General features: G+C 43.3%; 26 protein-coding genes. 18 read left to right on the forward strand and 8 right to left on the reverse strand.

Annotated elements, in window-relative coordinates:
• Positions 1 to 2: 2 nt before the first annotated feature.
• The 9 genes from lspA (at position 3) to MZ182_RS05085 (ending at position 8,288) form a co-directional block, all read left to right on the forward strand.
• On the forward strand, positions 3 to 518 hold the full coding sequence (gene lspA, locus MZ182_RS05045) for a signal peptidase II (RefSeq protein WP_011790371.1): 516 nt from the start codon (positions 3 to 5) through the stop codon (positions 516 to 518).
• Positions 515 to 937: an FKBP-type peptidyl-prolyl cis-trans isomerase gene (fkpB, locus tag MZ182_RS05050; RefSeq protein WP_011790370.1), complete on the forward strand. Its 423-nt coding sequence runs from the start codon at positions 515 to 517 to the stop codon at positions 935 to 937. Before lspA ends, fkpB begins: the two co-directional genes overlap by 4 nt.
• A 28-nt stretch (positions 938 to 965) precedes the next feature.
• A complete protein-coding gene (ispH, locus tag MZ182_RS05055) occupies positions 966 to 1,895 on the forward strand; it encodes a 4-hydroxy-3-methylbut-2-enyl diphosphate reductase (RefSeq protein WP_174520865.1) in 930 nt (309 codons plus the stop codon).
• A 216-nt stretch (positions 1,896 to 2,111) separates the two neighbouring features.
• Positions 2,112 to 2,663 carry a type IV pilus modification protein PilV gene (pilV, locus tag MZ182_RS05060; protein WP_011790368.1) on the forward strand — a complete coding sequence of 184 codons (552 nt, stop codon included), beginning with the start codon at positions 2,112 to 2,114 and terminating at the stop codon, positions 2,661 to 2,663.
• The gene (locus MZ182_RS05065; RefSeq protein WP_011790367.1) at positions 2,664 to 3,647 is read left to right on the forward strand and encodes a PilW family protein; all 984 of its coding nucleotides are present in this window, start codon (positions 2,664 to 2,666) and stop codon (positions 3,645 to 3,647) included.
• 12 nt (positions 3,648 to 3,659) lie between these two features.
• Positions 3,660 to 4,094 carry a PilX N-terminal domain-containing pilus assembly protein gene (locus tag MZ182_RS05070; protein ID WP_011790366.1) on the forward strand — a complete coding sequence of 145 codons (435 nt, stop codon included), beginning with the start codon at positions 3,660 to 3,662 and terminating at the stop codon, positions 4,092 to 4,094.
• 4 nt (positions 4,095 to 4,098) lie between these two features.
• On the forward strand, positions 4,099 to 7,596 hold the full coding sequence (locus MZ182_RS05075) for a pilus assembly protein (protein WP_248069085.1): 3,498 nt from the start codon (positions 4,099 to 4,101) through the stop codon (positions 7,594 to 7,596).
• Between the two features lie 6 nt (positions 7,597 to 7,602).
• Positions 7,603 to 7,995, forward strand: a complete 393-nt coding sequence (locus MZ182_RS05080) for a type IV pilin protein (protein WP_011790364.1) — start codon at positions 7,603 to 7,605, stop codon at positions 7,993 to 7,995.
• Positions 7,992 to 8,288, forward strand: coding sequence for a TapY2 family type IVa secretion system protein (locus MZ182_RS05085; RefSeq protein ID WP_248069082.1), 297 nt, complete (start codon positions 7,992 to 7,994; stop codon positions 8,286 to 8,288). The genes MZ182_RS05080 and MZ182_RS05085 overlap by 4 nt, the downstream gene beginning before the upstream one ends.
• A 103-nt stretch (positions 8,289 to 8,391) precedes the next feature.
• On the opposite strand, the gene MZ182_RS05090 is transcribed toward MZ182_RS05085, so the two are convergent.
• Both MZ182_RS05090 and MZ182_RS05095 read right to left on the reverse strand, forming a co-directional pair.
• Entirely contained in the window at positions 8,392 to 8,877 is a 486-nt protein-coding gene (locus tag MZ182_RS05090) for a GspH/FimT family pseudopilin (protein ID WP_014610072.1), read from the reverse strand.
• Between the two features lie 150 nt (positions 8,878 to 9,027).
• Positions 9,028 to 9,540 carry a GspH/FimT family pseudopilin gene (locus tag MZ182_RS05095; RefSeq protein ID WP_011790361.1) on the reverse strand — a complete coding sequence of 171 codons (513 nt, stop codon included), beginning with the start codon at positions 9,538 to 9,540 and terminating at the stop codon, positions 9,028 to 9,030.
• Positions 9,541 to 9,790: 250 nt separating this feature from the next.
• On the opposite strand from MZ182_RS05095, the gene glnB reads away from it, so the two are divergent.
• A complete protein-coding gene (glnB, locus tag MZ182_RS05100) occupies positions 9,791 to 10,129 on the forward strand; it encodes a nitrogen regulatory protein P-II (RefSeq protein ID WP_011790360.1) in 339 nt (112 codons plus the stop codon).
• Between the two features lie 188 nt (positions 10,130 to 10,317).
• Positions 10,318 to 11,607: an NAD(P)/FAD-dependent oxidoreductase gene (locus MZ182_RS05105; RefSeq protein WP_011790359.1), complete on the forward strand. Its 1,290-nt coding sequence runs from the start codon at positions 10,318 to 10,320 to the stop codon at positions 11,605 to 11,607.
• 222 nt (positions 11,608 to 11,829) lie between these two features.
• On the opposite strand, the gene MZ182_RS05110 is transcribed toward MZ182_RS05105, so the two are convergent.
• The 4 genes from MZ182_RS05110 to MZ182_RS05125 form a co-directional block, all read right to left on the reverse strand.
• Positions 11,830 to 12,552, reverse strand: a complete 723-nt coding sequence (locus tag MZ182_RS05110; protein ID WP_115015922.1) for a TorF family putative porin — start codon at positions 12,550 to 12,552, stop codon at positions 11,830 to 11,832.
• A 183-nt stretch (positions 12,553 to 12,735) separates the two neighbouring features.
• Positions 12,736 to 13,101 carry a cupin domain-containing protein gene (locus MZ182_RS05115; protein WP_011790350.1) on the reverse strand — a complete coding sequence of 122 codons (366 nt, stop codon included), beginning with the start codon at positions 13,099 to 13,101 and terminating at the stop codon, positions 12,736 to 12,738.
• Between the two features lie 30 nt (positions 13,102 to 13,131).
• Entirely contained in the window at positions 13,132 to 14,622 is a 1,491-nt protein-coding gene (locus MZ182_RS05120; RefSeq protein WP_248069079.1) for a CoA-acylating methylmalonate-semialdehyde dehydrogenase, read from the reverse strand.
• A gap of 69 nt (positions 14,623 to 14,691) precedes the next feature.
• Positions 14,692 to 16,044 carry an aspartate aminotransferase family protein gene (locus MZ182_RS05125; protein ID WP_115015918.1) on the reverse strand — a complete coding sequence of 451 codons (1,353 nt, stop codon included), beginning with the start codon at positions 16,042 to 16,044 and terminating at the stop codon, positions 14,692 to 14,694.
• 280 nt (positions 16,045 to 16,324) lie between these two features.
• Here MZ182_RS05125 and MZ182_RS05130 point away from each other — a divergent pair, with 280 nt between their 5' ends.
• From MZ182_RS05130 to MZ182_RS05140, 3 genes are all read left to right on the forward strand, one after another.
• Positions 16,325 to 17,821, forward strand: a complete 1,497-nt coding sequence (locus tag MZ182_RS05130; RefSeq protein WP_115015915.1) for an aldehyde dehydrogenase — start codon at positions 16,325 to 16,327, stop codon at positions 17,819 to 17,821.
• A 732-nt stretch (positions 17,822 to 18,553) separates the two neighbouring features.
• Positions 18,554 to 19,354, forward strand: coding sequence for a DUF3800 domain-containing protein (locus tag MZ182_RS05135; RefSeq protein WP_248069077.1), 801 nt, complete (start codon positions 18,554 to 18,556; stop codon positions 19,352 to 19,354).
• Positions 19,355 to 19,464: 110 nt separating this feature from the next.
• Positions 19,465 to 19,857, forward strand: a complete 393-nt coding sequence (locus MZ182_RS05140) for a GCN5 family acetyltransferase (RefSeq protein WP_248069074.1) — start codon at positions 19,465 to 19,467, stop codon at positions 19,855 to 19,857.
• Positions 19,858 to 20,443: 586 nt separating this feature from the next.
• Here MZ182_RS05140 and MZ182_RS05145 read toward each other — a convergent pair.
• Positions 20,444 to 21,460, reverse strand: coding sequence for an IS110-like element ISSpu22 family transposase (locus tag MZ182_RS05145; protein ID WP_014609791.1), 1,017 nt, complete (start codon positions 21,458 to 21,460; stop codon positions 20,444 to 20,446).
• Positions 21,461 to 21,972: 512 nt separating this feature from the next.
• Between MZ182_RS05145 and MZ182_RS05150 the strand changes: the two genes are divergently transcribed.
• The 3 genes from MZ182_RS05150 (at position 21,973) to MZ182_RS05160 (ending at position 24,006) form a co-directional block, all read left to right on the forward strand.
• Positions 21,973 to 22,386 carry a septal ring lytic transglycosylase RlpA family protein gene (locus MZ182_RS05150; protein WP_115015908.1) on the forward strand — a complete coding sequence of 138 codons (414 nt, stop codon included), beginning with the start codon at positions 21,973 to 21,975 and terminating at the stop codon, positions 22,384 to 22,386.
• Positions 22,387 to 22,579: 193 nt separating this feature from the next.
• Positions 22,580 to 23,437 (forward strand): sulfurtransferase, encoded by an 858-nt coding sequence (locus tag MZ182_RS05155; protein WP_115015906.1) that lies wholly within the window; start codon positions 22,580 to 22,582, stop codon positions 23,435 to 23,437.
• 59 nt (positions 23,438 to 23,496) lie between these two features.
• On the forward strand, positions 23,497 to 24,006 hold the full coding sequence (locus MZ182_RS05160; RefSeq protein ID WP_011918863.1) for a DUF2937 family protein: 510 nt from the start codon (positions 23,497 to 23,499) through the stop codon (positions 24,004 to 24,006).
• Between the two features lie 126 nt (positions 24,007 to 24,132).
• Here MZ182_RS05160 and MZ182_RS05165 read toward each other — a convergent pair whose 3' ends face one another.
• Entirely contained in the window at positions 24,133 to 25,440 is a 1,308-nt protein-coding gene (locus tag MZ182_RS05165; RefSeq protein ID WP_248065583.1) for an NAD(P)/FAD-dependent oxidoreductase, read from the reverse strand.
• A gap of 236 nt (positions 25,441 to 25,676) precedes the next feature.
• On the opposite strand from MZ182_RS05165, the gene MZ182_RS05170 reads away from it, so the two are divergent.
• Complete coding sequence (locus MZ182_RS05170; RefSeq protein WP_014610087.1) at positions 25,677 to 26,225, forward strand: cupin domain-containing protein; 549 nt, start codon at positions 25,677 to 25,679, stop codon at positions 26,223 to 26,225.
• Positions 26,226 to 26,475: the final 250 nt, after the last annotated feature.

Raw genomic sequence — 26,475 nt, forward strand, 5'->3', positions numbered from 1 at the left:
GTATGCCATTAACTTGGAAAGACAGTGGCTTACGTTGGTATTGGGTAGCTGTGTTGGTGTTTTTAGCCGATCAGCTATCTAAGCAATGGGTCTTAGCCAATTTTGATTTGTTTGAATCGGTGCAGTTATTGCCCTTTTTTAATTTTACTTACGTACGTAACTACGGTGCAGCCTTTAGCTTTTTAAGTGAAGCCGGAGGCTGGCAGCGCTGGCTGTTTACGATTGTTGCTGTTGGATTCAGTACTTTACTGACGGTATGGTTGCGTAAGCAATCGGCTTCTTTGTGGAAGCTGAATCTGGCCTACACCTTAGTGATTGGTGGTGCCCTAGGCAATTTAGTCGACAGATTAATGCACGGTTTCGTGGTTGATTTTATCGATTTCTTTTGGGGTAAGAGCCACTATCCAGCATTCAATATCGCCGATTCGGCGATTTGTATTGGTGCTGTGTTGATCATTTGGGATGCATTTTTAAGCGGTAAATCAGAGCAAGATACAACGGAAGGAGTTAAGAAGTGACTATAACTCGTTCTTTATTATGTCATATGAATATTGTACTAGAGGATGGTTCAACTGCCGATAGCACTAAAGCCTCGGGTAAACCCGCTCGATTAAATGTGGGCGACGGCACTTTGAGTCCGGCATTTGAGGCACAGTTAGCCGATCTTTATGAGGGGGACAAACACAGTTTTACCCTCGAAGCGATTGATGCTTTTGGTGAATCTAATCCTGATGCTATCCATTATATGGATAGAAGCCGTTTCCCTGCGAATATGGACTTGGAAGCAGGAGTGATAGTGAGCTTTGCAGGTCCAGGCGGCAGCGAGATCCCTGGGATTGTGCGTGAAGTCGCGGGGGATTCAATTACCGTTGATCTTAATCATCCCTTAGCGGGCCGTAAGGTGACATTTGAATTGGATGTCGTAAAGGTACTATAAGATGAAACTCGATCCTACAAGCCCAAGCTTGAATATTTTACTCGCCAATCCACGTGGTTTTTGTGCTGGAGTGGATCGTGCTATCAGTATTGTCGAACGGGCGTTGGAATTGTTTTCACCGCCAATCTATGTTCGCCATGAAGTTGTGCATAACCGCTATGTCGTGCAAAATCTGAAGGATCGTGGTGCGGTTTTTGTCGAAGAGCTTGATCAAGTGCCTGATAATAATATTGTTATCTTCAGTGCCCACGGTGTATCTCAAGCGGTGAGACAAGAAGCTAAGGCGCGAGGGCTGAGAGTCTTTGATGCGACGTGCCCCTTAGTGACTAAAGTGCATCTTCAGGTGACGCGTGCCAGCCGCAAAGGTATTGAGTGCATCCTGATTGGCCATGAAGGGCACCCTGAGGTCGAAGGTACTATGGGTCAATACGATAATCCTAATGGTGGAGTTTATCTGATTGAATCGCCAGCCGATGTTGAAGCTTTGGAAGTGCGTGACCCCAATAATCTCTGCTTCGTGACACAAACTACATTGTCTGTAGATGATACTTTGGACATTATTGTTGCCTTACAAAAAAGGTTTCCCTCTATTGAAGGTCCGCGAAAAGACGATATCTGTTATGCAACGCAGAATCGTCAAGATGCGGTACGTAATTTGTCTGCAGACGTTGATTTGTTGATTGTTGTTGGCTCAAAGAACAGCTCTAACTCTAATCGTTTACGCGAGCTAGCATTGAAAACAGGAACCCAGTCTTATCTGGTGGACACCGCGGATGATGTTGAGTCTAGTTGGTTTGATAATGTTACACGTGTAGCAGTGACTGCAGGCGCATCTGCTCCCGAGGTCTTAGTTCAACAAGTTGTTCAAGCTATCGCGACACTCGCCCCTAGTGTGGTCACAGAGGTTGAAGGCCGTAAAGAAGATACAGTTTTTGCGGTACCTGCTGAATTACGGTAACACTAAGTTGTTTTATTCAAATGATAAAAAGAGGCATCATGCCTCTTTTTTTTGCCCTGAATATTTGAAATTCATGTAAAGCATAATGGTAGTCGTACTTAGATATAATTGTTACTGGATAGTTACATTTTACTCATCTATTATTAACTACCGTAGTGCCTTTGTTGTAACATTAAGATTTTTAAAAGGTAAGCAGCTGAAAAGCTTGTCAAAAACATGACTAGAATCGAACGGTTTGAACAAAGTCATTTCCAACAAGGCTTCTCATTGATAGAAGTGCTTGTCGCGTTAGTGATTTTAGTCATTGGCTTAATAGGCATTTTTAATCTTCATATTATCGCCAAGCGCGGAAGTTTTGAATCATTTCAACAGACGCAAGCTTCTTATTATGCAAGTGACATTATCAATCGGATGAAGCTTAATCCAACACAACTGGCAAGTTACCATGGTGATTATGCTGGTGCTAAAACGGCGATCACGCCTGTATCCCCTGCGTGCGAGGGAGTTACTCTCTGTACGCCAGCCCAATTAGTTAATTGGGATTTGTATGAATGGCAGTCCGCTTTTTCCGGTGAGAATGAGGTCGTTGGTTCTCAGCATGTTGGTGGTTTAGATACGCCAACTGCCTGTATTCGAGTTAACGCCAATACAGTTTCTATCACTATGACATGGCGAGGGATTACTGAAACGAGTGATGGCATAGATAACGTAGATTGTGGAACCGCCAGTAAAAGACGGCGCGTTTTTACTCTGCAGACGGTGATTTAGATGGCGATAAAACGCTTTAATATAGCGATTATTCATTATCAAACTGGGCTGTCATTGGTTGAGCTTATGGTCGCTATGGTTATTGGCCTATTTTTAACCGCGGGCGTATTTACCATGTTTAGTATGTCATCTTCGAATGTGACAACCACAAGCCAATTTAATCAATTACAGGAAAATGGCCGCATAGCTTTAGCAATTCTTGAGCGTGATTTGAGCCAACTTGGCTTTATGGGTGATATGACGGGTACTGACTTTGTTCTTGGTTCCAACACCCAAGTGAATATTGCTGCCGTAGCGAATGATTGTGTTGGTGATGGTTTGAATAATGCTACCTTGCCAAATAATACACCTGCACATTTTCGACGCTTGTGGGGCTATGAGCAGGGCGTTGGTGCATCCCCTTTCGATTGCCTTAACAACGTCAATAACAATACTGATGTAGTACAAATTAAAAGGTTAATTGGTCCATCCCTTGCTGCTCCTTCTGGTAATAATATTTTTGTTGTAGCTAATGCTAGCCAAGCGATTTTTTTTACAGGTAACTCTTCTCCCACTATGACGAATGGGCGGATATGGGAGTACCAGCATCATGTGTACTTTATTAGTAATGATGCAGCTAAAACTCCAGTGTTACGTCGTAAAACCTTGACTAATTCTGGAATGAATAACGACGAGCAATTGGTTGAGGGAATTGAAAATCTCCGTATTCTCTATGGTTTTGATAATGATGGAGATGATACGCCAGATAGTTTTCTTTCTGCCGAGAATGTTAGTAATTTAATGTGGGAAAATCAGACTTTTCAGCGACTGGTTGCCTTGAAATTATTTGTATTAGTGCGATCGGTACAAGTTGATGCTAGCTACACTAACGAAACTCAGTATCAATTAGGTGACAAAACGATTGAAGCACCTAAGGATAGTTATCGGCGTAAGGTGATGTCTACGACAGTTGTATTGGAAAACCCAGTATTGATCCGTAGTTAAATGAGGTTTCTGATGAGCAAACAGCGTGGAATAGTGCTTTTTTTTGCACTGATTGTATTGATCATTATGACCGTCATTGGTGTTGCATTGGCTGTCAATTCTACGCAATCACTTCGTATGTCAGGCGCAGGTTCTGAACGAATTGAGGCAAAAGCGCTTGCTGATGGTGGTTTACAGCAGGTTATTACAAATTACCAAGGGGCACTTTTTGCTAACCTTGGCTTAGTAACTTCGGAAACTCTCTTTAATGGAACGCAGCAATTAACTCCGCTCCCACTTACTGGAGTTAGGGATGTTAGTTGTCAGCGAACAGACAGGGCGACTGGCGCTAATTTAGTGAGTTGTCGACGAGTGGAAATTAGCAGTACAACAACGTTTGGTCGAGACAATTTAGGGCAGATCACTGTTGTTGCTGGGATTGAACAGCAAGTACTAACAGGAAATTAATATCATGTTAAATAAGTGCTTAATAGGTCTTTTGACTGCATTAATTATTATGTTAGATGCAGTATATGCCGATGATACTGAACTATATCTTATTGATTCTACAGTCCGTTCAGGTAAGCGACCACAAGTGTTATTTATTTTCGATAACTCTGGCAGCATGTCGACAATTGAAGAGAATGCCGTGACGTCTTACTGTTCTGAAGCAGGTAAAGCTGCGGGGACTTGTAGTTATCCTACTGGATTTGATAATTTCCTCTCGGGTTATTCTGGTTATATCAATAATAAAGGGACCTATTGGAATGCGGGTGGTATAGATAATACTAATAATATGCCAACACCGGATAAGCCTAATGATGCTCGACGCTTCTATTTAGATAATAATAACTGTAATACAGCAGCAAAAGCATTAGTGGATAAAGGACGTTATACAGGTTATTTACGAGAGTTTAGCAGCAACCGAAATACTTGGAATAATCTAGCGGATAATAATGGATTTAATCAGAATGATATAGTGGATTGTTATGAAGATATTCTTAATGGAGACCCTGTTAATCCAGGAAAACTAAAAGGTGTAGCTTTTAAAAATGGATATCCAATAAATAATAAATCAATGTATACCACAGGGAGTGGTGAAGCAGATCGTTTGTCGAGTTTGAGTAATACTCAATTTGGTTCTGGTCAGCCTGTTACCTTATATAGTGCACATTATCTTGTTTGGCATAAATGGGCGACGACAACAGAAGAAGGTAAAAGTAGTGGTGGTGTAGGTACTCGGCTTGATGTTGCCAAAAGTGCGTTGATTTCTGCACTAGAATCGCTAGCAATTCCTATTGATGCTGGACTTGCAATTTTTAATTTAAATTACCCTAATGAGGGTGATGCTGACGGTGGTCGAATCGTTTATGATCTAACTGAGATGAACAGCATTAATAAAGTGAATCTGACTTCACTTATTAAAAATATGCCAGCAAAAACTAATACACCACTTTGCGAAACACTTTATGAAGCATATCAGTACTTTAGTGGTGGGCAAGTGACTTTTGGCAATAAAGATAAAAATGGCACAGGGAATAATAAAATTGATGGATATACTCCAAATAATCCTCCAAGTATATTAACCTCTGGGAGTTATACGACGCCATTTAAAAAATGTCCCGATACCGCTTATATTATCTATATTACCGATGGCGCACCAACATTAGATAAATCGGCAGATACGCTTATTAATGGTTTAGTTGCAAACGCCAAAAACCAAGCTGCTAACTATGCTGCATTCTCGTTTACTAATGCTGGAAATAAGACAGAAACAAGCTACATGCCTGCACTCGCTGCTTATATGTATAACAATGATATTGTTATTGGAAATAAAGACTCTTTAGGTGTTGATAATAAACAAAATATACGGGTGTTTACTATCGGTTTTTCTGATGGTGCAGATGAGGCCGCAGCTCTGTTAGAAGAGACTGCTTTTAGGGGAGGGAATCCTCGTGGAAGTAATAATATCTCTAAGGGATATTATGTCGCTAAAAATGGGCTCGATTTAGTTTCAGCGTTAGAAGATGCTTTGAAATCAATTTTGACAATAGATTCATCTTTTACCTCGCCAAGTATTGCGAGTAATAACTTTGATAAGACTCAAACCTATAATTCAGCATATTATGCAATGTTTTTACCCGGCAATGGACCTCGATGGAGTGGTAATCTTAAAAAACTAAAAGTCAATGCGGCAGGCGAAATTGTAGGCCCTGGTGGAAATAATAAAGCAATTGATTCAAATGGTAATATTGCAAATGATGTTTGCACATATTGGAATACTTGCTCCGAATCAAATGATGGTAATAAAGTTCTTTTTGGAGGAGTCTTACCTTCGTTGAGAGCTAAGCTTAAAAATCGAACTATTTATACCAATAATGGTTCAAGTTTGATTAATTTTTCCAGTTCTTCTTTTATCTCAGGGCATTCTCAGGCGGATTTTGATTGGTTATATGGTGTGGATGTTGATGATGAAAATAACAACAACAATACATCAGACGCTAGAGAAGACGTTATGGGCGATCCACTTCACTCTAAACCCTTAGCTATCAATTATGGTAGTACAACAAATTTGGATGTACGGATTCTTGTTGGCACTAACCAAGGGTTAGTGCATATGTTTAAGGATTCAGATACAGGTAATAATGATTATAGTGTGGGTTCTGTTGAGGAGTCATGGGCATTTATTCCTAATGAACTTTGGGGCAATATTCCGCTATTAAGGCAAAATCCAGCGACCGGGGTGCATTCAATATACGGTATGGATCTATCACCTGTGGCATACACTGAAAGCGATGCAACAGGTAAGCTCACTAAGGCTTGGGTGTATTTAGGTATGCGAAGTGGCGGTGCATCCTACTACGCTTTAGATATTACAGCCGTTGATGCCCCAACATTTAAATGGATGATTAACTCGGATAGCACTTCCTTTGAGGATCTAGGCCAAACATGGTCTGAACCTGTAGTCACTTACATTCCCGGAGTCAAGGACCCTATATTGATATTCGGTGGGGGAATGGCATCATCTGATGGTTCTGGTGCTGCAGTTTATATTGTTAATGCGGATACTGGTGCATTTATCACTAAATTTACTGCTGACGATATGGGGAGTGTTGTTACCAAAGTGGCAGTGCTAGACAGTGACAACGATGGTGCAACGGATCGTATATATGCCAGTGATATTACGGGTAATGTATGGCGTATTGATTTGGCTAGCACGACTCAAAGTGAGTGGACTATTTTTAAATTTGCTTCCATTGCGGGTGAGTCCCCTAACAATCGAATGTTCTTTGCTGAGCCTGTCGTCGCACAAACTCAATTTAATAATGTTCATTCAGAGAGTGGTGTCTTAAGTTATCAAAAAATACCTTATGATGCGGTCACTATAGGAACAGGAAACCGCAACCATCCTTTAGATATGACGACAAACGATATGTTTTATGTCTTTCAAGATAGAAATGTTGTCACGCAAATTTTTGAAGAAAAACCTTCAGTACTAACCATTAACGATCTTTACGACGTTAGCAGTAGTTCCCCAGTTAGTGAGTCAGATAATGTTGCTTTTGGTAAAACGAGGGGCTGGTATTACGATTTTACTGCCAACGGAGAAAAAAGCTTATCTGCTTCACTTATTTTTGATGGCAAAGTTTATTTTACATCCTTTGTGCCCCCCACAAATCAAGCGGTAGATTTAGATGCCGGCGTTTGTGGTTTTTCTGGTCAAGGGCGATTATATGTATTTGATTTACATAAGGGCACGCGTACCTATAATCAGGTTTATTATGAGGTTGGTGAGCGGGTACCTGATACACCCCAAATCGTCATTCCAAAACCTGAGGACGGTGAGGAGGTTAAAGCATATATCATCGGTGTTGGTAAAGGTGAGTGTGAAAATGGTGAATGTAAAGGTACGATTGAGTTAGGTAGCGGCTTGGGCGCTAATAAAATTTACTACCATATTAATGAGTGATATTGAATGAAGATCGCCAGAGGTTTTACGCTAATAGAGTTAATGATTACCGTTGCGATAGTCGGAATTCTAGCGGCGATTGCTTATCCATCTTATATTGAATACGTTACTAAAAGTGGCCGTTCTGAAGGCGTTGCAGCAGTGATGCGAGTTGCTAACTTACAGGAACAGTATTACTTAGATAATAAGGCTTATGCTACAGATATGACTAAGTTAGGGTTATCTGCAAGCCCGTTCATCACTGAACATGGACATTATAGTCTTTCTTCTGAAGGGACGAGTAGTTTTAAAATTACGGCGACTGCGAAGGGAAGTCAGGCGAGTCGGGATTCTGTTTGTGCAACTATCACATTAACAGATATCGGTGTTAAAGGGCCATCTGAGGAGTGTTGGAAATGATTAAGCCTATTGTGCTCATATTTATTTCAGTGCCATTACTGGTAGATGCCGCTTCAATTGATATGATTCAGGATTACAAGTGCCATATCACTTTTGCTCAAAGTGAACTGATAGCTTTTTATCGTTGGGAATCGAGCAAAGCTCAACTTAATATGGCTAAGTTACCGAGCAAACAGTTGACGGATAATTTAGGGCGCAAGCATTTTATTCAAGATGTTGTTGAGTGTGTTCCTTTAGGTGATGAATTTAGTAATGAAAAAAGTCAAGAGCTAGACAAAAAAACACCAAGGTAACGTATTGATTTTATTTTATATTTGTATCAGCGTAGAGTGTAATAATTTTAAGTCGTATCATTTCACAACTATAAGAGATGTGTAGATGCCTTAATATCGCTTTTTAGCAACTTATACCTGTTTCACCATAGGCGATTAATCCACCAATATTAACGATTACTCCTTTAGCGGAAGAGGCTTTTGCATTAGCACAATAAATAATGCTGCCACCAGTGGCTAATCCATCCGTTGAGAAGGTAATTGTTTCTACAGAGGATTTCACTATATCAGAGGAGTGAAACCCTTCAATTACTCGCAAGGATTTTGTGCTATCTGCAGTTGAAAATATTCGAATTCCAGTGCTCCAATCAGTTCCTGCTTTACAACTTGACTCCGATTCATATGCACATACAGTCACAGCATTACCATAATTGATGGCTTGGTTTCGGGCAAATACTAAGGTGTCATTGATTTTTCTGATATTATTATCAACACGTGTTGACTCATAAAGTGATATTAATGATGGTGCTCCTATGCTTAATAATATTGCCGCAACGGCAATGGTCACCATCAATTCAACTAAAGTAAAACCAGTAAAAATTTTTAGCATAAGTTAATCCTCGCAAATACTTTGTTTAGTATAAGCGATAATATGGCTATTTTCAGTATATCTAACTTACTCTTCTAAATTCTATCTTTTGATATTTAAATAAATTTAGTTAAATAACTAGTGATGAGCTTTATATCAATTTATGTTTGATTAGCTACAATTTATGTTGCTATCAGTGGAGAACCGAACGCGTCCAGCTTGGTTGACAATAACCGCTCTCGCATAGGGGCTTGTAGCTGATCCTGGGCAATATTTAAGTGTCGCATTTGTCCCTGATGCCAATCCATCAGGTTGAAAACGTATCGCTATACGATTGCATTTAACTATATCTTTGGAATAAAACGCATTAGTTTTAAAGAGTGTTTTTTCATCATTATCGAGTTGATTATTTTCATTAGTATCTACAAAGATGGTGAGGCCTACCTGCCAGTTTTGCGAACACTTGTCGTCAATGAGTGCACAAACAGTGATTTTCCTATTGAATGAAATTGCTTGATTCCGTGCAAGTTGGATCGTTTGTTGAATATTGCGAATACTGCTATCAACTCGATGTCTGGTATAAATATCGTTTAATGAAGGTACTCCAACTGTCAATAAGATGGTTGAAATGGATAGGGTGGTAATAAGCTCAATCAAGCTAAAACCTTTTTGATGAGTATGCATGACATATCCTTGTCTTAATTACGCTTAGCATCCCGCGAGCGAGTTGATTAAGTGATAACTTAAGTAGTAAGTATAAAATCTGACCAGATAATCATTAAATTTTTTTTAGACTTTTATGTGCTAAAAGCGATTTTTGTAGAAACTGTGTTTTATGAGTAAAGCATGACATTCACTTCAATATTAACGTAAGCCCGTGTAAGCTAGTGCTATTCTGTTTGTTTATGTTGATGCAAGGGATGAGGAGTTTTTGATGAAAAAAGTTGAAGCCATTATTAAGCCTTTTAAATTAGATGATGTGCGTGAATCACTTGCAGAGATAGGCATTACTGGGATGACGGTGCTCGAAGTCAAAGGTTTTGGTCGTCAGAAAGGGCATACAGAGTTGTATCGTGGTGCTGAATATATGGTAGATTTTTTACCTAAGGTGAAGATTGAGTTGGTGATCCAAGATGATTTGGTTGATCAAGCTATTGATGTCATTGTTGAAACCGCTCGGACTGGCAAAATTGGGGATGGTAAGATTTTTGTCTCAGATGTTGAGCGTGTGATTCGGATACGTACGGGCGAAGAGAATGAAGAAGCCGTATAATCCATTTTAGATATTAAAGGGCCTCACGGCCCTTTTCTATACAATGAATTCGCGGTAGTTGCATATGGTGCTGACTTTTCTGAAATATCTTTAATGGAAATTAGAATGGTTTGCTTCACTAATGTAGTTATCTCTTATCTGTAACATGGTATAACTTAGCGACGCGAATAGGTTACGAGGTTGTCGTTGTGACTACGAAAAGAATAGTGATCGTTGGTGGTGGTGCTGCTGGTTTGGCTCTTGCATCTAAGTTAGGCCGTAAATGGGGTGGTAGTGATATCATTGATGTGTGCTTGATTGACAGAAGTCCTATCCATATATGGAAGCCTAAATTACATGAAGTGGCTGTTGGAGTAATAGATCAATCTATCGAAGGACTGCTTTATCGTGATCATGGGCTTAAAAATGGCTACCGTTATATTCGTGGTGAGATTGAGCAATGCGATCCTGATACTAAAACTATCCAATTGGCCGCGGTCTATAACGATGATGGGGAATTACTATTAGACCCACGTCCAATAGAGTATGATTTTTTGGTGCTTGCATTAGGTGGTGTTTCTAATAGCTTTAATACATTAGGTGCAGAGGAACATTGTATATTTCTCGATAGTTTAGAAAATGCCAATCTATTTCATCATAAACTACTCGATGCTTTACTGCAGTTAAATGAAACTCAAGAAAGAGTCAGTATCGGCATTGTTGGTGCTGGGGCCACGGGAGTTGAATTAGCTGCTGAGCTTCATCATGTCATTGAGTCTGTTAAAGAATATGGTTATCTTAACATATCTAAGAATCATCTTGATGTGCATCTCATTGAAGCCTCACCTAAAATTCTCCCCCAATTATCTGAACGTGTTAGCGCAAGGGCGCAGGCTGTTTTGGATAAAATTGGTATACGTTTACATATTGGTGTGCAAGTTAAAGAAGTGACCCGTGAGGGTTTTATCACCCAAGATGGTGATGTGATTGAAGCGGGGTTAAAAGTATGGGCTGCTGGTGTAAAGGGGCCTAAAGCCTTTCAAAACTTTACTAAATTACCTATTACTCCACGCAATCAAGTGGAGGTTGATGCTTGTATGCGAGTTAAAGGGCAGATAGATATTTATGCCCTAGGTGATTGTGCCTTATTAATTCAAGACTCTGGACAGCCTGTTCCTCCAAGGGCCCAAGCAGCAGCGCAAATGGCAGACACGTTATTTGATAATATCGTTAACCGGTTACAAGATAAGCCAGAAAAACCCTTTGTTTATAAAGATTATGGCTCGCTGGTTTCCTTGAGTCGGTTTTCTGCGGTGGGTAATTTAATGGGTAATCTACGTTCAGGCACTTTCTTTGTGGAAGGACATATTGCGAGAATTATGTATATTTCGCTATATCAGAGACATTTAGCAAGTTTATATGGGTGGTTTTCAGCGATAGTCTATCGAGTTGCGCAAAAGCTATTGAAATGGCAGCGACCAAAGCTTAAATTGCACTAAAGCGTATTGATATACCAAAATATACGGAGATCGATTGCTCTCCGTATATTTTGGTTAGTAAGTCGTTGTTTAATAATTAAGTATTAGCTAAATGAAGGTTTTTGGGTGTGGGTTTGAAGAGATGGATTGGGGAGTTTTAATCTTTGCGATAAAAAACAAAACCGCCGTTTGGTGTTAGCAATAGGGCGGTTTTATTGGTATAGATATTGAAATAATGGAGAGTTAGAATGCGTAACTTAGGCTTGCAAGCACAGTATCTTTAGTTTTAAAGGCGCCATCAGTCACTTTTTGAGCTCCAGTAAGATCAGTCCCTAACCACGCAAGCGATAGACCAAAACCTGCAAATTCAGTTGACACTCCAATAGAATAATCGGAGTAACTGTCGAAACCTTCGCCATCATCTAGGGCATCGCCAGCATTGTAGCCGTAGTGTAGATCGAGATTCCAATTTTCCACAAATGTGTAGGAATAGTTGAGTTCGGTATAGTGATAGTCTAAGTCGCTTCCTCCATAATCATTGGTAAACCAATAGGCTAGGCGAAAACCTTTAAACTCAACGCCAGCAGTTACTTCAAAGTAACCAAGATCACTCTCACCTGAATAGTTATAACGATAAAGCGTGATATCGTAACTCAAATCATCATTGAGATCGTTGCCATAGGCGACATAAAAATCGTACTCAACATCCGGACCGTTATAGCCTGGCTCGTCAAAGTCCACATTACTTGCCCAAGCACCAACAGATAGGCCAGAGTCAAATCCCCAGTCTATACCCGCTTGGAGAGCGGGATCGCCTGCGGTTTGTGATATGCCACGGAAACGATAGTCGTTAGTCAGACTAATTTCCCCAGTGACTTCGGCGGCGGCAATGCCGGAGAATAGGGTTGTGGTTAGCGCGAGTCCGACAAGCTGTATCAGCCGTTTTTTATTTAGATTGTTATACACGGTATTTCTCCCATTTTCTTTGTTGACTCGGACGTGCTACTAGCGACCATGCTAATCCAATCGCGCCAGTGCATCCGTTGGTTTGCCAAACAACAGCCTAGGAAAACCCGTTGCTGTGACCTCATGGCGAGTTATTGCTAAGATAACTTAGCTTTTTTGAGGCTAACATCAGCCTCATTGATCTCACTTTTGTTCGAAAATGACGTAAACCTTGCGGCAGGGTTCCACTACTTCCCAAGTGCCTTGAAAACCCGCGGGTATAATAAACCTGTCGCCCACAGTGAAAGTCTGCGATTGACCTTGAAGATCGGTGATAACACTTATCCCTTCGAGGATTTCGCAGTACTCGTATTCAGTGTAGTTTATTTTCCAAGCACCTGATTCACTTTGCCAAATCCCACTGTGAAATTGATCACAAGGGCTAGAATAATGATTCTCTAACCTTTGAGTTGGATTGCCAGTTAACAACTTTTCCGTCGGTAACTGGTAGGTTTCGACGGGTGTTTGCGCCGAAGCAAAGCGAATAATGGCGTTGATGCTCACAGTCATTTGCGATTTCCTTGTTGAGCTGACATTCGGCTATTTCATCGTTGGCATCACAAACTCGGCTTGAGTCTGTTTACCCACAGGCCAGCGGGCAGTAATTGCCTTACGCTTGGTATAAAAACGCACGCCATCGGGGCCATGCATATGCAGCGGCCCAAACAGTGAACGCTTCCAACCGCCAAAACTGTGGAACGCCATCGGCACTGGGATCGGTACATTCACTCCAACCATACCGACTTGCACGTGGTGACAGAAATGTCGCGCCGCTTCACCACTTTGGGTGAAAATCGCCGTGCCATTGCCAAATTCGTGTCGGTTAATCAGCTCAAGCGCCGTTGGGTAATCTTTCACGCGCACAATCGCCAGCACTGGGCCAAAGATTTCTTCGCGGTAGATGCTCATTTCAGGCGTGACATGGTCGAACAAACAGGCGCCGAGGAAATAACCCTGTGGATTTTCTTCAACACTCAGTTTACGGCCATCGACCAGCAGCGCTGCACCTTCTTGCACACCGGCTTCAACATATTGGGTGACTTTGGCAAGGTGCTGTTTTGAGATCAGCGGACCCATTTCCATCTCTGGCGTCAGGCCGTTGCCGACTTTTAAGGTTTGGATTTGCGGTAGCAGTTTTTCCACTAACGCGTCGCCCACATCGCCTACCGCGAGTACGACTGAAATTGCCATACAACGCTCACCAGCACTGCCGTAAGCGGCACCCATTAAGGCGCTAACGGCTTGATCTAAATCTGCATCTGGCATGAGTAACATATGGTTTTTCGCGCCGCCTAAGGCTTGCACGCGTTTGCCATGTTTAGAGGCTGTGCTGTAGATGTATTCAGCAATCGGCGTTGAGCCTACAAAGCTCACCGCTTGCACATCTTTATGGGTGAGTAAGGTATCGACGGCTTCTTTGTCGCCGTTAATCACGTTAAATACGCCATCGGGAAGACCCGCTTCTTTAAGCAGCTCGGCAATACGCATCACTGAGCTCGGGTCTTTTTCCGAGGGTTTCATAATAAAGGTGTTACCGCAGGCAATCGCGATTGGGAACATCCACATGGGAACCATCACGGGGAAGTTAAAGGGCGCTATGCCTGCGACAACACCTAAAGCTTGATTAACTGACCAAGAATCGACGCCGCCACCCACTTGCTGGGTGTGTTCACCTTTAAGCAAGTGCGGAATACCACAGGCAAATTCGACCACTTCGAGACCACGGATCAACTCGCCCTTAGCATCGTCGATCACTTTGCCGTGCTCGCGGGTGATAAGCTGCGCCATTTCATCTAGGTGCTGCTCGACTAAGGCTTTGAATTTAAAAAGCACTCGAGCACGGTTGAGCGGCGTGACTTGTGACCAGGTTTCAAAGGCGGTTTTAGCGATCGCGATGGCTTCGCCGACTTCGGTTTCGCTTGCCAGTGAGACTTGGCCACGTAGTTCACCCGTGGCGGGTTCAAAAATATCTTGGCTTCTGGTACTGGCAGGGGGGTGCTGACCATTAACAAAGTGAGTGATCTTGAGCATAGTTAACCTTTGAAGTTCCTTGCCGCAGCGGGGTGTTAAATGTGAGAGTGGAACGAACCGCTGGTGCTATTATCCAACGGCGTTAATGGCATCGCTTAGGCTATTAACCATTTGGTCAATCTCGCGTTTATCGACAATCAGTGGCGGTGACATGGCAATGATGTCGCCCGTGGCTCGTACTAAAGTGCCGTGGCGGAAGCAGTGTTCAAACACGCCGTAACCCCGTTTACCCGCGCCTTGAGCGTTAGGGGAGAATTGAATTCCCGCCACTAAGCCTGTGTTGCGAATATCAATCACATTCGGCAACCCTTTGAGGCTGTGCACTGCGTCTTCAAAGTAGCGTTCAAGCTCAAAACTGCGCTCGAATAATTGCTCATTTTCATAAATCGATAGGGTGGCAAGCGCCGCCGCTGCCGCCACTGGATGACCGGAATAGGTGTAGCCGTGGAAGAACTCAATCAGTTCATTAGGGCCTTGCATGCAAGTGTCGTGGATAAAATCTTGAACGAACACTGCGCCCATAGGGATGGCGCCGTTATTGATGGCTTTAGCCGTGGTGATTATATCTGGAATAACGCCCCAACGCTGACTCGCAAAAGCGGCGCCAACACGGCCGAAAGCGGTAATGACTTCGTCAAAAATCAGTAGGATGCCGTGCTTCTTAGTGATTTCACGCAGACGTTTTAAGTAACCTTGTGGCGGCAATATCACCCCGGCAGAACCCGACATAGGTTCAACGATTACGGCGGCAATATTCTCGGCGCCATGCAGGGTCACTAACTGTTCTAATACCTCGGCTTTTTCAGCGCCAAATGGCGAGAGTCCACGGGTAAATGCCGCATTTTGGATATCTAAGGTGTGGGGTAAGTGATCGACACCTTGTAATAATTGGCCGCTAAAGGCTTTGCGGTTATTGCTTAAGCCCCCCACAGATATGCCGCCAAAGCCGACGCCGTGGTAGCCCATTTCGCGGCCGATAAAGCGGGTGCGAGAGGCTTGACCGTTGGCTCTGTGATAGCAAAGTGCCATCTTAAGTGCAGTATCGACGGACTCAGAACCTGAGTTAGTAAAGAATACTTTGTTCAATCCCTCTGGGCTTAACTCTGTTAAACGCTCTGCGAGTTCAAAGGCGATAGGGTGACCCATTTGGAAGGAGGGCGCGTAGTCCATCTCTTTAATTTGTTTGCTGACCGCTTCGCTGATTTCTTTGCGACCATGGCCTGCGTTACAACACCATAAACCTGAGGTGGCATCTAATACCTTATTACCATCAATATCCGTGTAATACATGCCTTCAGCCTTGGCGAGTAACCGCGGGCTAGCTTTAAATTGGCGGTTGGCGGTAAAAGGCATCCAGAAATGTTCAAGTGAGGGATGATCAAGTGAGGAGTCGCTTGCACAATTGAGCGGCAAATCGGCCATAGTGTCTACCTTGTCCTGTATTTTCAGGTCTTGTTTTAGGGTGGCTAATATTTGCTATGCTATGTTAGAAATAATGAACATGGAAGAGGTGTGTGCAGTTAATTGTGGCAAAAAAGCTATTTTTGTAAAAAATATTGAATTTTATGGTTTAAACAGCGTAACCTGAAGCTCGAATTATGACTGTGATGATGTTTAGCATTTGCGCTAAAGTCGTCACAGACCCCTATTTTCTTGTCGATGAACGATAAACCACACCTATACGAATGATTAAGAGGTCATCATGAGCACACCGAAGAGCCGCAGCGAATGGGAAAGTCTGGCTGCCAGTCTATCTATTAATGGTAAGGCGTTTATCAATGGCGAATACCAAGATGCCGTTTCGGGTAACACCTTTGATTGTATTAGTCCTATCGATGGCCGCTTGTTGGTAAAAGTGGCGAGTTGCGATCTTGCGGATGCTAATCTTGCGGTTGCTAATGGCCGCAGCGTATTCGAGTCTGGTATTTGGTCGCAGCAGTCTCCGGTAAAGCGCAAACAAGTGATGATACGTTTCGCCGAGTTATTGGAAGAAAATGCCAATGAACTCGCACTGTTAGAAACCCTCGACATGGGTAAACCGATTCGTTTCTCCAAAGCGGTGGATGTGGCGGGGGCTGCCCGTGCGATTCGCTGGTCTGGCGAAGCGATTGATAAAATTTACGATGAACTCGCGCCAACGGCTCACAATGAAATTGGCATGATCACCCGTGAGCCTGTGGGTGTTGTGGCCGCGATTGTACCGTGGAACTTCCCAATGCTTATGGCGTGTTGGAAGCTCGGGCCCGCGCTGGCCACGGGTAATAGTGTAGTATTAAAACCCTCTGAAAAGTCACCCTTAACGGCTATCCGTATGGCGCAATTGGCTATTGAAGCTGGGATCCCACAAGGCGTACTCAACGTGTTGCCAGGATTTGGTCATACCGTGGGTAAAGCCTTAGCGTTGCATATGGATGTGGATACGTTGGTGTTCACGGGGTCCACCAAAATCGCAAAACAATTAATGATTTACGCTGGCGAGTCGAACATGAAACGCGTGTGGTTAGAGGCGGGAGGCAAGAGCCCCAATATCGTCTTTAATGACGCGCCAGATCTGAAAGCCGCTGCTGTAGCTGCGGCCGAAGCCATTGCTTTTAACCAAGGTGAAGTTTGCACTGCAGGTTCGCGTTTGCTGGTGGAATCTGGGGTGAAAGATGAGCTTATCGCGCTTATTGCTGAGGAGTTAGCCTCATGGCATCCGGGGCATCCACTCGATCCCGCCACTGTGAGCGGCGCCGTTGTTGATAAACAACAGTTAGATACAGTACTCAGTTACATCAAAGCGGGTAAAGATGAAGGTGCAACCTTAGTCCACGGTGGCAGCCAAGTCATGGCCGACACAGGCGGCGTGTATGTGCAGCCAACGGTATTTTCTAACGTAAACAATCAGATGAAAATTGCCAGCGAAGAGATATTCGGCCCAGTGTTATCTGTTATTGAATTTAATGGCATGGAAGAAGCGATATCAATAGCCAACGATACCATCTATGGTTTAGCCGCTGGTGTGTGGACATCGGATATCAGCAAGGCCCATAAAACGGCCAAAGCCCTGCGCGCTGGCATGGTGTGGATCAACCATTACGATGGCGGCGACATGACAGCGCCATTCGGTGGCTATAAACAGTCAGGTAATGGCCGAGATAAATCTCTGCACTCCTTCGACAAATACACAGAACTGAAAGCGACGTGGATCGTGCTATAAGCGCTCTGTTTTTATAACCGCTCTTTTTTTGTCTATATAAAAGAAGGAGTCGCTTTCGCTCAATACTAAAACCTCTTTTCATATTGCATGGAAAGAGGTTTTTATTTTTAGGGCGGTTTTGCCCCAAACAATACAAACAAACCATAGGGTTTACGAGGTTTTTCTATAGCTCTAGTGAATACTAAGAATATCAACTTTAAAGCTTTGCTTATTTAGTTTGAATTCTTTAATCAAAGTCAAAGTCGTGGGGCTTCACCCCACATCCGACCAAGGAGGACTGCTCGTCCTATCCTCCTTGGATGTTCCATGACGCCCCCCAACGGAGTTGAAAGCCCCTTGTGCTCATTGCCAAATTTGCTATCGCTTCCGAAGGATGCGTCCCTGTACCTGCGGAAGCTAGCTCGCCATCCATGGCGAGACTCACGCAATTTGTCTATTCGCCCAGCGGCAACTCCGAGGGGAGGTGTATTCCTTGGAGTTTTGAGTCGTTAGATAGCGATTCATCAGCAAAAAATAAGCGCGAAAAAATGAGAAAGCTAAAACGATATCAAGTGATTACCCATCAAAAAACTGTATAAAAAACCGCTACCGCAAAAATGCAAATTCCTATAGCATCATTTGTACCAATTGACCTGTATGTGGCAGTTGCCAAATCCAACAAGCGATTTATGCCCTGCAAACAGCGCAGCGCATAAATACTAAGACGTTAAGTGCCAAAAAGGAATTTGAGCCATGGAAGAAGTATTTGCATTCGCTGATGAAAGCGGCACATCAAAAGGGTGCCCTTGTTATACGATAGGTATTATTGCAATTCCTAAATATTACTTTGCAGAATTTAATCAGCAAGTATCTGATATATATGACAGAAGTGGGCTGCAAGGGGAAATAAAATGGGAAAAAGTTAGAAAAAGTGCAGGCCAAATTAATCTATGTATAGATATTTTGAGATTCATTTTGACGAGCCCTGTATCGTTCCATGCAATTGCCGTGTCCAAACAACCTTATCGCAAGTGGCATAACAACGAAGAAGCGGCTTTTTATACAACCTATGACTATCTTATTCGCGAGAGCAGTCGTTCAAAAAATGCGAAAATTACAGTGTTCGCAGATCAAAAATCTAACTCTTACGCAAAACAACATGAAGTAATGCAGATCGTTACAAACCATATGTTAGCGAAACTGCCAACATCTTCAAAAGTACATCATGTTGCGATGGAAGATTCAAAATATCATTGGGGATTACAAGCGGTAGATATTTTAACTGGTGCCGTTAACAGCAGTTACCAATTGTATTTTCAGCCTTCAGCGCAAATGCAGCCTGCGAAAAAAATCGCGATCAAAAAAATGGCAAGGCTATTAGGCTGGGATTCATTAGCTTACGATACAATGCCGAACAAGGATTTTAATATTTGGCACTTTCCTCAAGAAACGCGAGCCATTCCAGCAACAAAAGCTGTTGTACCTAATTTGTCGGTGGCTAATGTAAGTCGTGAGGATTTTGAACGTTATATGGCACTTAACAAACCGCTGTAGTCGGTCGCAAGCTCGCTGGGGCGGAAACATATGGGCTGCGTCACTTCGTTCCTAATTTTAGCCCATATGTTTCCGCCCCTAAGCAGGGTGTTATGCCTTGAGAGAGATATATGAGCATTTTTCCCGTTGCAGTTGATGAAAAAATGGTTGGCGAATATCCGGCAGAGGCAAAATCTGGCGGCGGCTACTTCTATGATGATGTGCTTGAATATCGTGTCTGGTGTCGCCCTTGGCTTGGCGCACCAGATGAGTTTGATGGTGAAATTTACTACTACGCGTTTTCTTCATTCGAGGCAGCTAAGGAATTTTCCGATAACACTAAAGGCTCTGAGCAACCGCTGGTTTTGGTGAAGCAAATTGAGTGGATAGATGAACCAACACTAGGTCAATTTATTCCCATGAAAGGTGAGCGCGTGACCGAGTGGTTAGTTGAATGGTTACAAGGTAATAAAAGAGCTCAGCATACAATTTCGCAGTTTATAGAGGCCAATGTTGTGGCATAACAATCGCCAGCACAATGCGCCTTTGGCGCTCGACTCGCAACAAGTTACTCGCGCGCGTGGCGGGCGTTAATCCATAGAAATATTAATCCGAAACCAACGACTTAGAGTAAAATATCTAACAAGGTTTTTGTCCCAAATCGTGCTGCGTAACGCTTTTAAATCTGCAGGTTACGCTAATGCCAAAAAGGTGAGCCATGGTGATTAGCGAGACGACCGTCCGCCCCATGGTCGCTCTTTGGCGTCCATGCCACCGCGGCATTTGTGAATCCTTTCACGTCAGATGGGGCGGGCCCTGCATCTACGGACGGACTTGAACAACATATATGGACCCATCCGGTTTGCAAGACATTCGATATCAATTTTGAGAAGAGTTCATTGCACCCATATATTCGGCCTGTTATTGAGGGATTCCTCTGGCCCTGATGGATATTTGCTTCTACTGTCCTTATCATCCCTGCGGCTTCATCAGAGCCTGTGTTTTCGTAAGGTTTTTAGTAGATCAGTCTGACTGTCTCATCATCAAATCAAGTGTCTTAGCAACTTGCTGGTTGGTTAATCGTTAACATAATAAGTACATTTGATGTTGTTACATAGCGAGCCGAAACTCTTCTTCACGTGCCGCGATAACCCATGACATTCTGGCGAGCTTATTCGCGACGGCCACACACGCACGATTGAAACCTCGGCGTTCCGCTAGCTGGATAGCCCAACAACTCAACTTATCCGACTTACTCCCACTGTGCCGCAACACCGCTCTGGCGCCGTGGATGAACAGCGTACGTAAATAGGCGTTTCCCCGCTTACTTATCCCGAGGAGGTTATCTTTCCCGCCACTGCTGTGCTGCTTAGGTACTAAGCCACACCAAGCTGAAAAATGTCGGCCATTGCTAAAGTCTTTACCGTCACCCACTGCAGCATAAATCGCCGTAGCGGTGACAGGCCCAACACCAGGGATAGTCTGTAATCGCTGACAAATCACATTGTTTTGAGTTTCGTTTAGTACTTGAGTGTCACAACTCTTAAGCCGTTTTTCAATGTCGATAACCTCATCATATAACTGATAAAAGATGGCTCTACCCTTGGTGGTCAGTGTATTGGCTTCATCGATCAAAATATCAGGTAGCTGGGCTTTAAAAGCCGATTTACTTTTGGTCATCACAATGCCGTATTCCGCTAGCATCCCTCTGACTTGATTGATTAAAGCTGTTGATTGTTTAGTTAATCGTTCCCGCATACGGTGGAGCAGTTGCACATCTTGCTGCTCGACGCTTTTGGGTTTTACAAACCGCATGTTGGGTCGCTGCGCAGCCTCCGCAATGGCTAGCGCATCGTTGTAGTCATTTTTATTACCTTGCCTAAAAGGAACCACATACTGCGGGGCAATTAACTTAACTATGTGCCCAAATTGCTCAAATTCTCTGGCCCAATAACTCGCGCCGCCACACGCCTCCATAACGATAAGGCAAGGCTCAATTTTCGCGACAAAGGGCAGCAAGTCTTTGCGTCTAAGCATTTTCTTTTTGATTAACTTGCCAGCTTTATCAACACCAACAAGATGAAAAACAGACTTTGCGATATCTAAACCGATTGTAGTAATCTTCATAGGTGGACCCGTCCTCTTTCTGATGAGTTTTAGCGACTACATCGTGGCCCATTGCGAGGCCGATTTAAAGTGGATGGGTCCATTCCATTATCCCTGTTTAACTGCCAGTTCGCCGTCCATGGCTCTCGTTCATAAGCTCAGAAACCCTAGGTTTCTATTCACCGAGTCGACGAGCGAATGCCATGGCAAGCCTGTGTTAGTGGATACCAGCAAACGCTAAACTGTTAATAACTAAAATTACAGGTCCCCCAAAAACTGGTCTACAACATATATGTCTGTTTCTAAGTCAGTATGTCCGCAACCTTTTGACTTCAAACCGAGAGCATTTACCTGCTAATACGTGATTTTAGCGTGTAACTGCTGTAGCCTCGTGGGAATTTATTGTTTCTGGTTTTTGATCTTTTAGGATGCAAAATTCGAGCTTTGCCATCTAAGGTTCTTCGTTATTTTTCCCGTGACGTTACTGGCAAATAGTCGCTAGCAATGAGTTCACTTATTAGAGAGGGTGTCATGTGAATGCACTTCAAAACCTAATTAGGCAGTTCAATGTCGTCAAACTATTTGTACTGGCATTGCTAAGCTTTTTGGCTGGCTGTTCTTCGCTGCAGACGGATGAAAATGGTAACTGGGTAGGATTTACCGAAACAGGTCAGGCTTCATTTTATGGGGATAAACATCAAAATAAGCAGACGGCCAGTGGTGAACTTTACAAACATAAATTAAAGACAGCAGCGCATAAAAAGTTACCCTTTGGCTCGAGTGTTAAGGTCACTAATGTTAAGAATGGTAAAAGTGTCATTGTAAAAATCAATGATAGAGGGCCTTTTGTGCGTGGCCGCATCATTGATCTGTCAAAATCGGCTTTTAGCAGTATAGGTAACACATCTTCAGGTTTGATTGATGTGAAAATTGAAGTTATTAAGTAGCGGTTAAGATTTAAAATTGTGGCAAGCTGTATCGTGGCTAAGATACTCGTAATTTAATGTTTTAGTGCCATAAAACTGAGTTCATATCGTTAATAGAAATATCCAAGGTCTCAATTTTTAAGCCAATATTTGGGCTTTGTGGCATTTGGTGAGAGACTGATGGCAGGCTCGGATAACAATAAAAGGACCCCTTATGGAATACCCGCTTGTCAGTACGCAGTGGCTCGAAGCACACCTCACCGATCCCTATTTAGTCTTGCTCGATGCCAGTATGGAAATCGTGATTGGTAAGGAACCCTTGATATACGATGAGCCTATTTGCATTCCGCGCTCACGTCGTTTCGATGTGGAGGAGCAGTTTTGCGATAAGACTTCAACCCAAGTTCATGCACTGCCGACGTTTGCGCAATTTATTCAAGGGATAGCGCAACTTGGTATTGAGCCTGACAGTGTTGTTGTTATCTATGATAACCAAGGTATTTATTCATCCCCACGGGCGTGGTGGACCTTTAAAGTCATGGGCTTTAATCGAGTCTATGTACTCGATGGCGGTTTGCCCCAGTGGATTGAAGAAGACCGCATTATCTCATCGCGTTATCAAGCCGAAGGTGTCGATTATGGTCCTACGGATGTCGATACTTTGGCTGATGTGCTGCAATATCACCCTGAGCGGGTAATGGATGCCGAGGCTGTGCTTAAACGAATTGAAGATCCCGACACGGCGATTATCGATGCCCGTGGTGCGCCTCGCTTTTTAGGCCAAGTGAGTGAGCCACGCCCAGGTGTGCGTTCGGGGCATATTCCTCGCTCGGTTAACTTACCTTTTGCTCAAGTGCTCGATGGTAATAAAATCAAAACGGTCAGTGAGCTACAGTCTATTTATCAAGGGCTAGCAGCGGATAAATCCGCAAGGATATTCAGCTGTGGTTCTGGGATTACGGCGTGTATTTTGATCTTAGCTTCGGTTGCCGCGGGACATACAAAGCCCATCCTCTATGATGGTTCATGGGCGGATTGGGGCAGTCGAACAGATTTGCCAATCGAGTGCTAGTTGTTTAAGCCTAAAATATTCAACTTTGCGCACTTTGGTAAAATATTAAGGAGATCGTTTTGATTGGTAGATTAATTGATAAGTTAGTGTTTGGGTTTATTCTAGTGCTTGCACTACAATTGCCGCAACTGGCTGATCATTATCAGCAATTTTTGTCCGGATTCTATGAATCGACTCGTTGGCAGGTAGAAGGCTATGAAGCAACGGCTAAGGAATATCATTACGTCGATGCCAATGAAATGATTGCTCGCCATCAACAGAACGAGGAGCCTAGTGTACGCGCAGACGCAGAGCAAAAGCTGCAGACACTGGCACGTTATAAAGCGTTAACAGAGGGTATGGCGATTTTTAATACGGGTAATTTGTTTGAGAAAACGGCCTATATGTTTAATCCTACTCGCTTTGATTATCTTGAGAAAACCATCAGTAACTTTACGCCGGGGATCCCTTTAACTACCAGTGGGATCGGTTTTGGTGTCTTAGTGGCGTTAGTCGTGCATTACCTTGGCTCAATCCCTTTTATCCTGTGGGCAAGGCGTAGAAAGCGGCAGAGATTGGCGAGCACTTAGATAACTCGCATTTAAACGACTTGCATTTAAACAGCTTGCATTTAAACAATTGGCACTTAAACGATAGTGATGCCCATCGAATCGCTTATTCGATGGGCATCATCCGTTAGAGCTTAAAACCAGCCGTTAAAACAAGTCTTTAAATCTATGATATAGCATGCCAGCGGCGAGCATAGGTGAGCGGAATGTCGGGCCGCCGGGGAAGGTCATATGCTTGATTTTAGCGAACACATCGAAATGTCCCGCCTGTTGGCAAATGGCTTCGGCAAGCAGTTTTGCCGCCATATGGGTGGCATTCACGCCGTGTCCCGCATAGGCTTGGGCGTAAAAAATATTATTGGCATCGGGAAGGAGACCAATTTGTGGCATACGGTTAGCGCCGATACCTATCATGCCGCCCCATTCATAATCGATATGTACTCCTTTTAATTGCGGGAAAACTTTCTCCAACTTGGGTCTCAGTGCCGCTTCAATGTCTTTCGGATCTTTACCCGAATAGGTACAAAGGCCGCCAAATAACAAACGACGATCTGCGGATAAGTGAAAATAATCTAAGGCAATTCGCATATCGGCGAAGGCCATGTTTTGCGGGATAATATTCGTGCATTGGGCTTCAGTTAAGGGCTCTGTCGCCAATAAATAACTGCCCGCAGGTAACACTTTCCCCCCTACAAAGCTATTAAGTTTATGGCCAATATACGCATTGCCCGCCAGTACTAAGTATTGGCAACTGACTTCGCCCTTAGCGGTAATGACTTTTGGTTTAGCGCCTTGAATGATTTTTTCGGCGGCGCTGTATTCAAACAATTGCGCACCGAGATTGCGCGCAACGCGAGCCTCACCGAGGGCAAGATTAAGTGGGTGTAGATGGCCGCTGCCCATATCAACCAGCGCACCTTGATAAAAATTTGAGCCAATGACTTCACCTAATTGTGGCTTAGCTAATAGCTTGATCTCATGCGGATAACCCATGGCTTTGAGTGCGCTAAATTCTTCTTCAAGCTCATCCATATGGCGAGATTTAACCGCTAAATCGCAGTAACCCATTTGCAGATCGCAGTCGATACTGTGTTCTTGTATGCGATTTCGCACTATTTCAACGGCTTCAAAGCCCATCTGTTGAATTGCTTGAACACCTTCAGTGCCTATTTCACTTTGAAATTGCGAAGGATCATGGCCTATGCCGCGGATGAGTTCGCCGCCATTACGTCCCGATGCGCCCCAACCAATACGCCTCGCTTCTAACAGCACGACACTCATGCCGCGCTGTGCGAGTTCTATGGCGGTATTGAGACCGCTAAAACCACCGCCTACGATGCAGACATCGGCATTGATACTACCTTCGAGTTGTGGGTGTGCGTAAATTTCTTTAGCAGTATCAAGATAATAAGAGTGTGGATACTGTTCACTGTGCACTGGTGGTTTGTGTGCCATGATGGCTCCAAAAAATTGTTTTTATTGTAAATTGGACTTGTCTCAGTATACTCATCACACTTTTCAGATGTTCAGAAAAAGTGTTCGTTTTATTTAACACATTTTTTCTATAGAATACAATTAAAGCGTTAACTCAGGTGCTTTTGGGGTGTGAATACATTTGGGATGATGTTTATCCTGAACAATCTGTTCGTCATCTATCGGGGGTTGCCCGAACCTTTTGGGGGATGTGAAATTTGGATATTGGTGCCAGTCTCAAAACTGTTCGAAAAATGAAAGGCTTATCTCAGCGGGAATTAGCTAAGCGTGCTGGTGTGACTAACAGTACGATTTCAATGATCGAAAAAAACAGTGTTAGCCCATCTGTCAGTTCTTTAAAAAAAGTATTGTCGGGTATCCCGATGTCTTTAGTGGACTTTTTCTCTATTGAAGCCACATCAGAGTGTGAACAAAAAGTGGTATATCGATCCGATGAACTGCTTGATATAGGCACAGGTCCGCTAGAATTTAAGTTAATTGGCCGTGATTATCCAAACCGGGCTATGTCTGTAATGAGTGAAACTTATCCACCGGGTTCAGATACCGGTGAAGAGATGTTAAAACATCAAGGCGAAGAGGCCGCTATGGTGATAGAAGGTAAATTCGAACTCACTGTAGGGGATGAAGTGTATATTTTGGAAGCGGGTGACAGTTATTATTTTAACAGTGAGCTACCCCATCGATTCCGTAATCCTTTCGATGAGCCTTGCCGACTCATTAGTGCAACGACACCTGCAAACTTCTAATTTTCGCTATTTTGTTGCGCTGCTCTATTTAGAATAGAGCGGCGAGCTTATTTTCAGAGTCATTGTTTATCTTTTTACCCAATAGCCCGCCGCGTTATCTTTTAAGTATTCCTTCCCTGTGTAAATAATATTAGTCAAATGAACTTTCAATGATGCCATTGATGTTCACTCGCCATGGCTTTATTCGTCTTTAATTACAGCAGACTACTAGAGTGCTATTGTTGAAACGAACGAACAATAGCAGCTAACA

The sequence above is a fragment of the Shewanella sp. JNE2 genome (assembly GCF_023159115.1).
In the GTDB taxonomy this organism is placed as follows: Bacteria; Pseudomonadota; Gammaproteobacteria; order Enterobacterales; family Shewanellaceae; genus Shewanella; species Shewanella putrefaciens.

Excerpts from the sequence above, each read along its gene's own strand:
- MZ182_RS05140 (WP_248069074.1), top strand. The coding sequence starts at position 19,465 with ATGAGCATTTTTCCCGTTGCAGTTGATGAAAAAATGGTTGGCGAATAT.
- lspA (WP_011790371.1), top strand. The coding sequence starts at position 3 with ATGCCATTAACTTGGAAAGACAGTGGCTTACGTTGGTATTGGGTAGCT.
- MZ182_RS05065 (WP_011790367.1), top strand. The coding sequence starts at position 2,664 with ATGGCGATAAAACGCTTTAATATAGCGATTATTCATTATCAAACTGGG.
- MZ182_RS05130 (WP_115015915.1), top strand. The coding sequence starts at position 16,325 with ATGAGCACACCGAAGAGCCGCAGCGAATGGGAAAGTCTGGCTGCCAGT.
- MZ182_RS05070 (WP_011790366.1), top strand. The coding sequence starts at position 3,660 with ATGAGCAAACAGCGTGGAATAGTGCTTTTTTTTGCACTGATTGTATTG.
- MZ182_RS05075 (WP_248069085.1), top strand. The coding sequence starts at position 4,099 with ATGTTAAATAAGTGCTTAATAGGTCTTTTGACTGCATTAATTATTATG.
- MZ182_RS05155 (WP_115015906.1), top strand. The coding sequence starts at position 22,580 with ATGGAATACCCGCTTGTCAGTACGCAGTGGCTCGAAGCACACCTCACC.
- MZ182_RS05145 (WP_014609791.1), bottom strand. The coding sequence starts at position 21,460 with ATGAAGATTACTACAATCGGTTTAGATATCGCAAAGTCTGTTTTTCAT.
- MZ182_RS05085 (WP_248069082.1), top strand. The coding sequence starts at position 7,992 with ATGATTAAGCCTATTGTGCTCATATTTATTTCAGTGCCATTACTGGTA.
- MZ182_RS05125 (WP_115015918.1), bottom strand. The coding sequence starts at position 16,044 with ATGGCCGATTTGCCGCTCAATTGTGCAAGCGACTCCTCACTTGATCAT.
- pilV (WP_011790368.1), top strand. The coding sequence starts at position 2,112 with ATGACTAGAATCGAACGGTTTGAACAAAGTCATTTCCAACAAGGCTTC.
- MZ182_RS05120 (WP_248069079.1), bottom strand. The coding sequence starts at position 14,622 with ATGCTCAAGATCACTCACTTTGTTAATGGTCAGCACCCCCCTGCCAGT.
- MZ182_RS05090 (WP_014610072.1), bottom strand. The coding sequence starts at position 8,877 with ATGCTAAAAATTTTTACTGGTTTTACTTTAGTTGAATTGATGGTGACC.
- MZ182_RS05080 (WP_011790364.1), top strand. The coding sequence starts at position 7,603 with ATGAAGATCGCCAGAGGTTTTACGCTAATAGAGTTAATGATTACCGTT.
- MZ182_RS05135 (WP_248069077.1), top strand. The coding sequence starts at position 18,554 with ATGGAAGAAGTATTTGCATTCGCTGATGAAAGCGGCACATCAAAAGGG.
- glnB (WP_011790360.1), top strand. The coding sequence starts at position 9,791 with ATGAAAAAAGTTGAAGCCATTATTAAGCCTTTTAAATTAGATGATGTG.
- MZ182_RS05095 (WP_011790361.1), bottom strand. The coding sequence starts at position 9,540 with ATGCATACTCATCAAAAAGGTTTTAGCTTGATTGAGCTTATTACCACC.
- MZ182_RS05115 (WP_011790350.1), bottom strand. The coding sequence starts at position 13,101 with ATGACTGTGAGCATCAACGCCATTATTCGCTTTGCTTCGGCGCAAACA.
- MZ182_RS05165 (WP_248065583.1), bottom strand. The coding sequence starts at position 25,440 with ATGGCACACAAACCACCAGTGCACAGTGAACAGTATCCACACTCTTAT.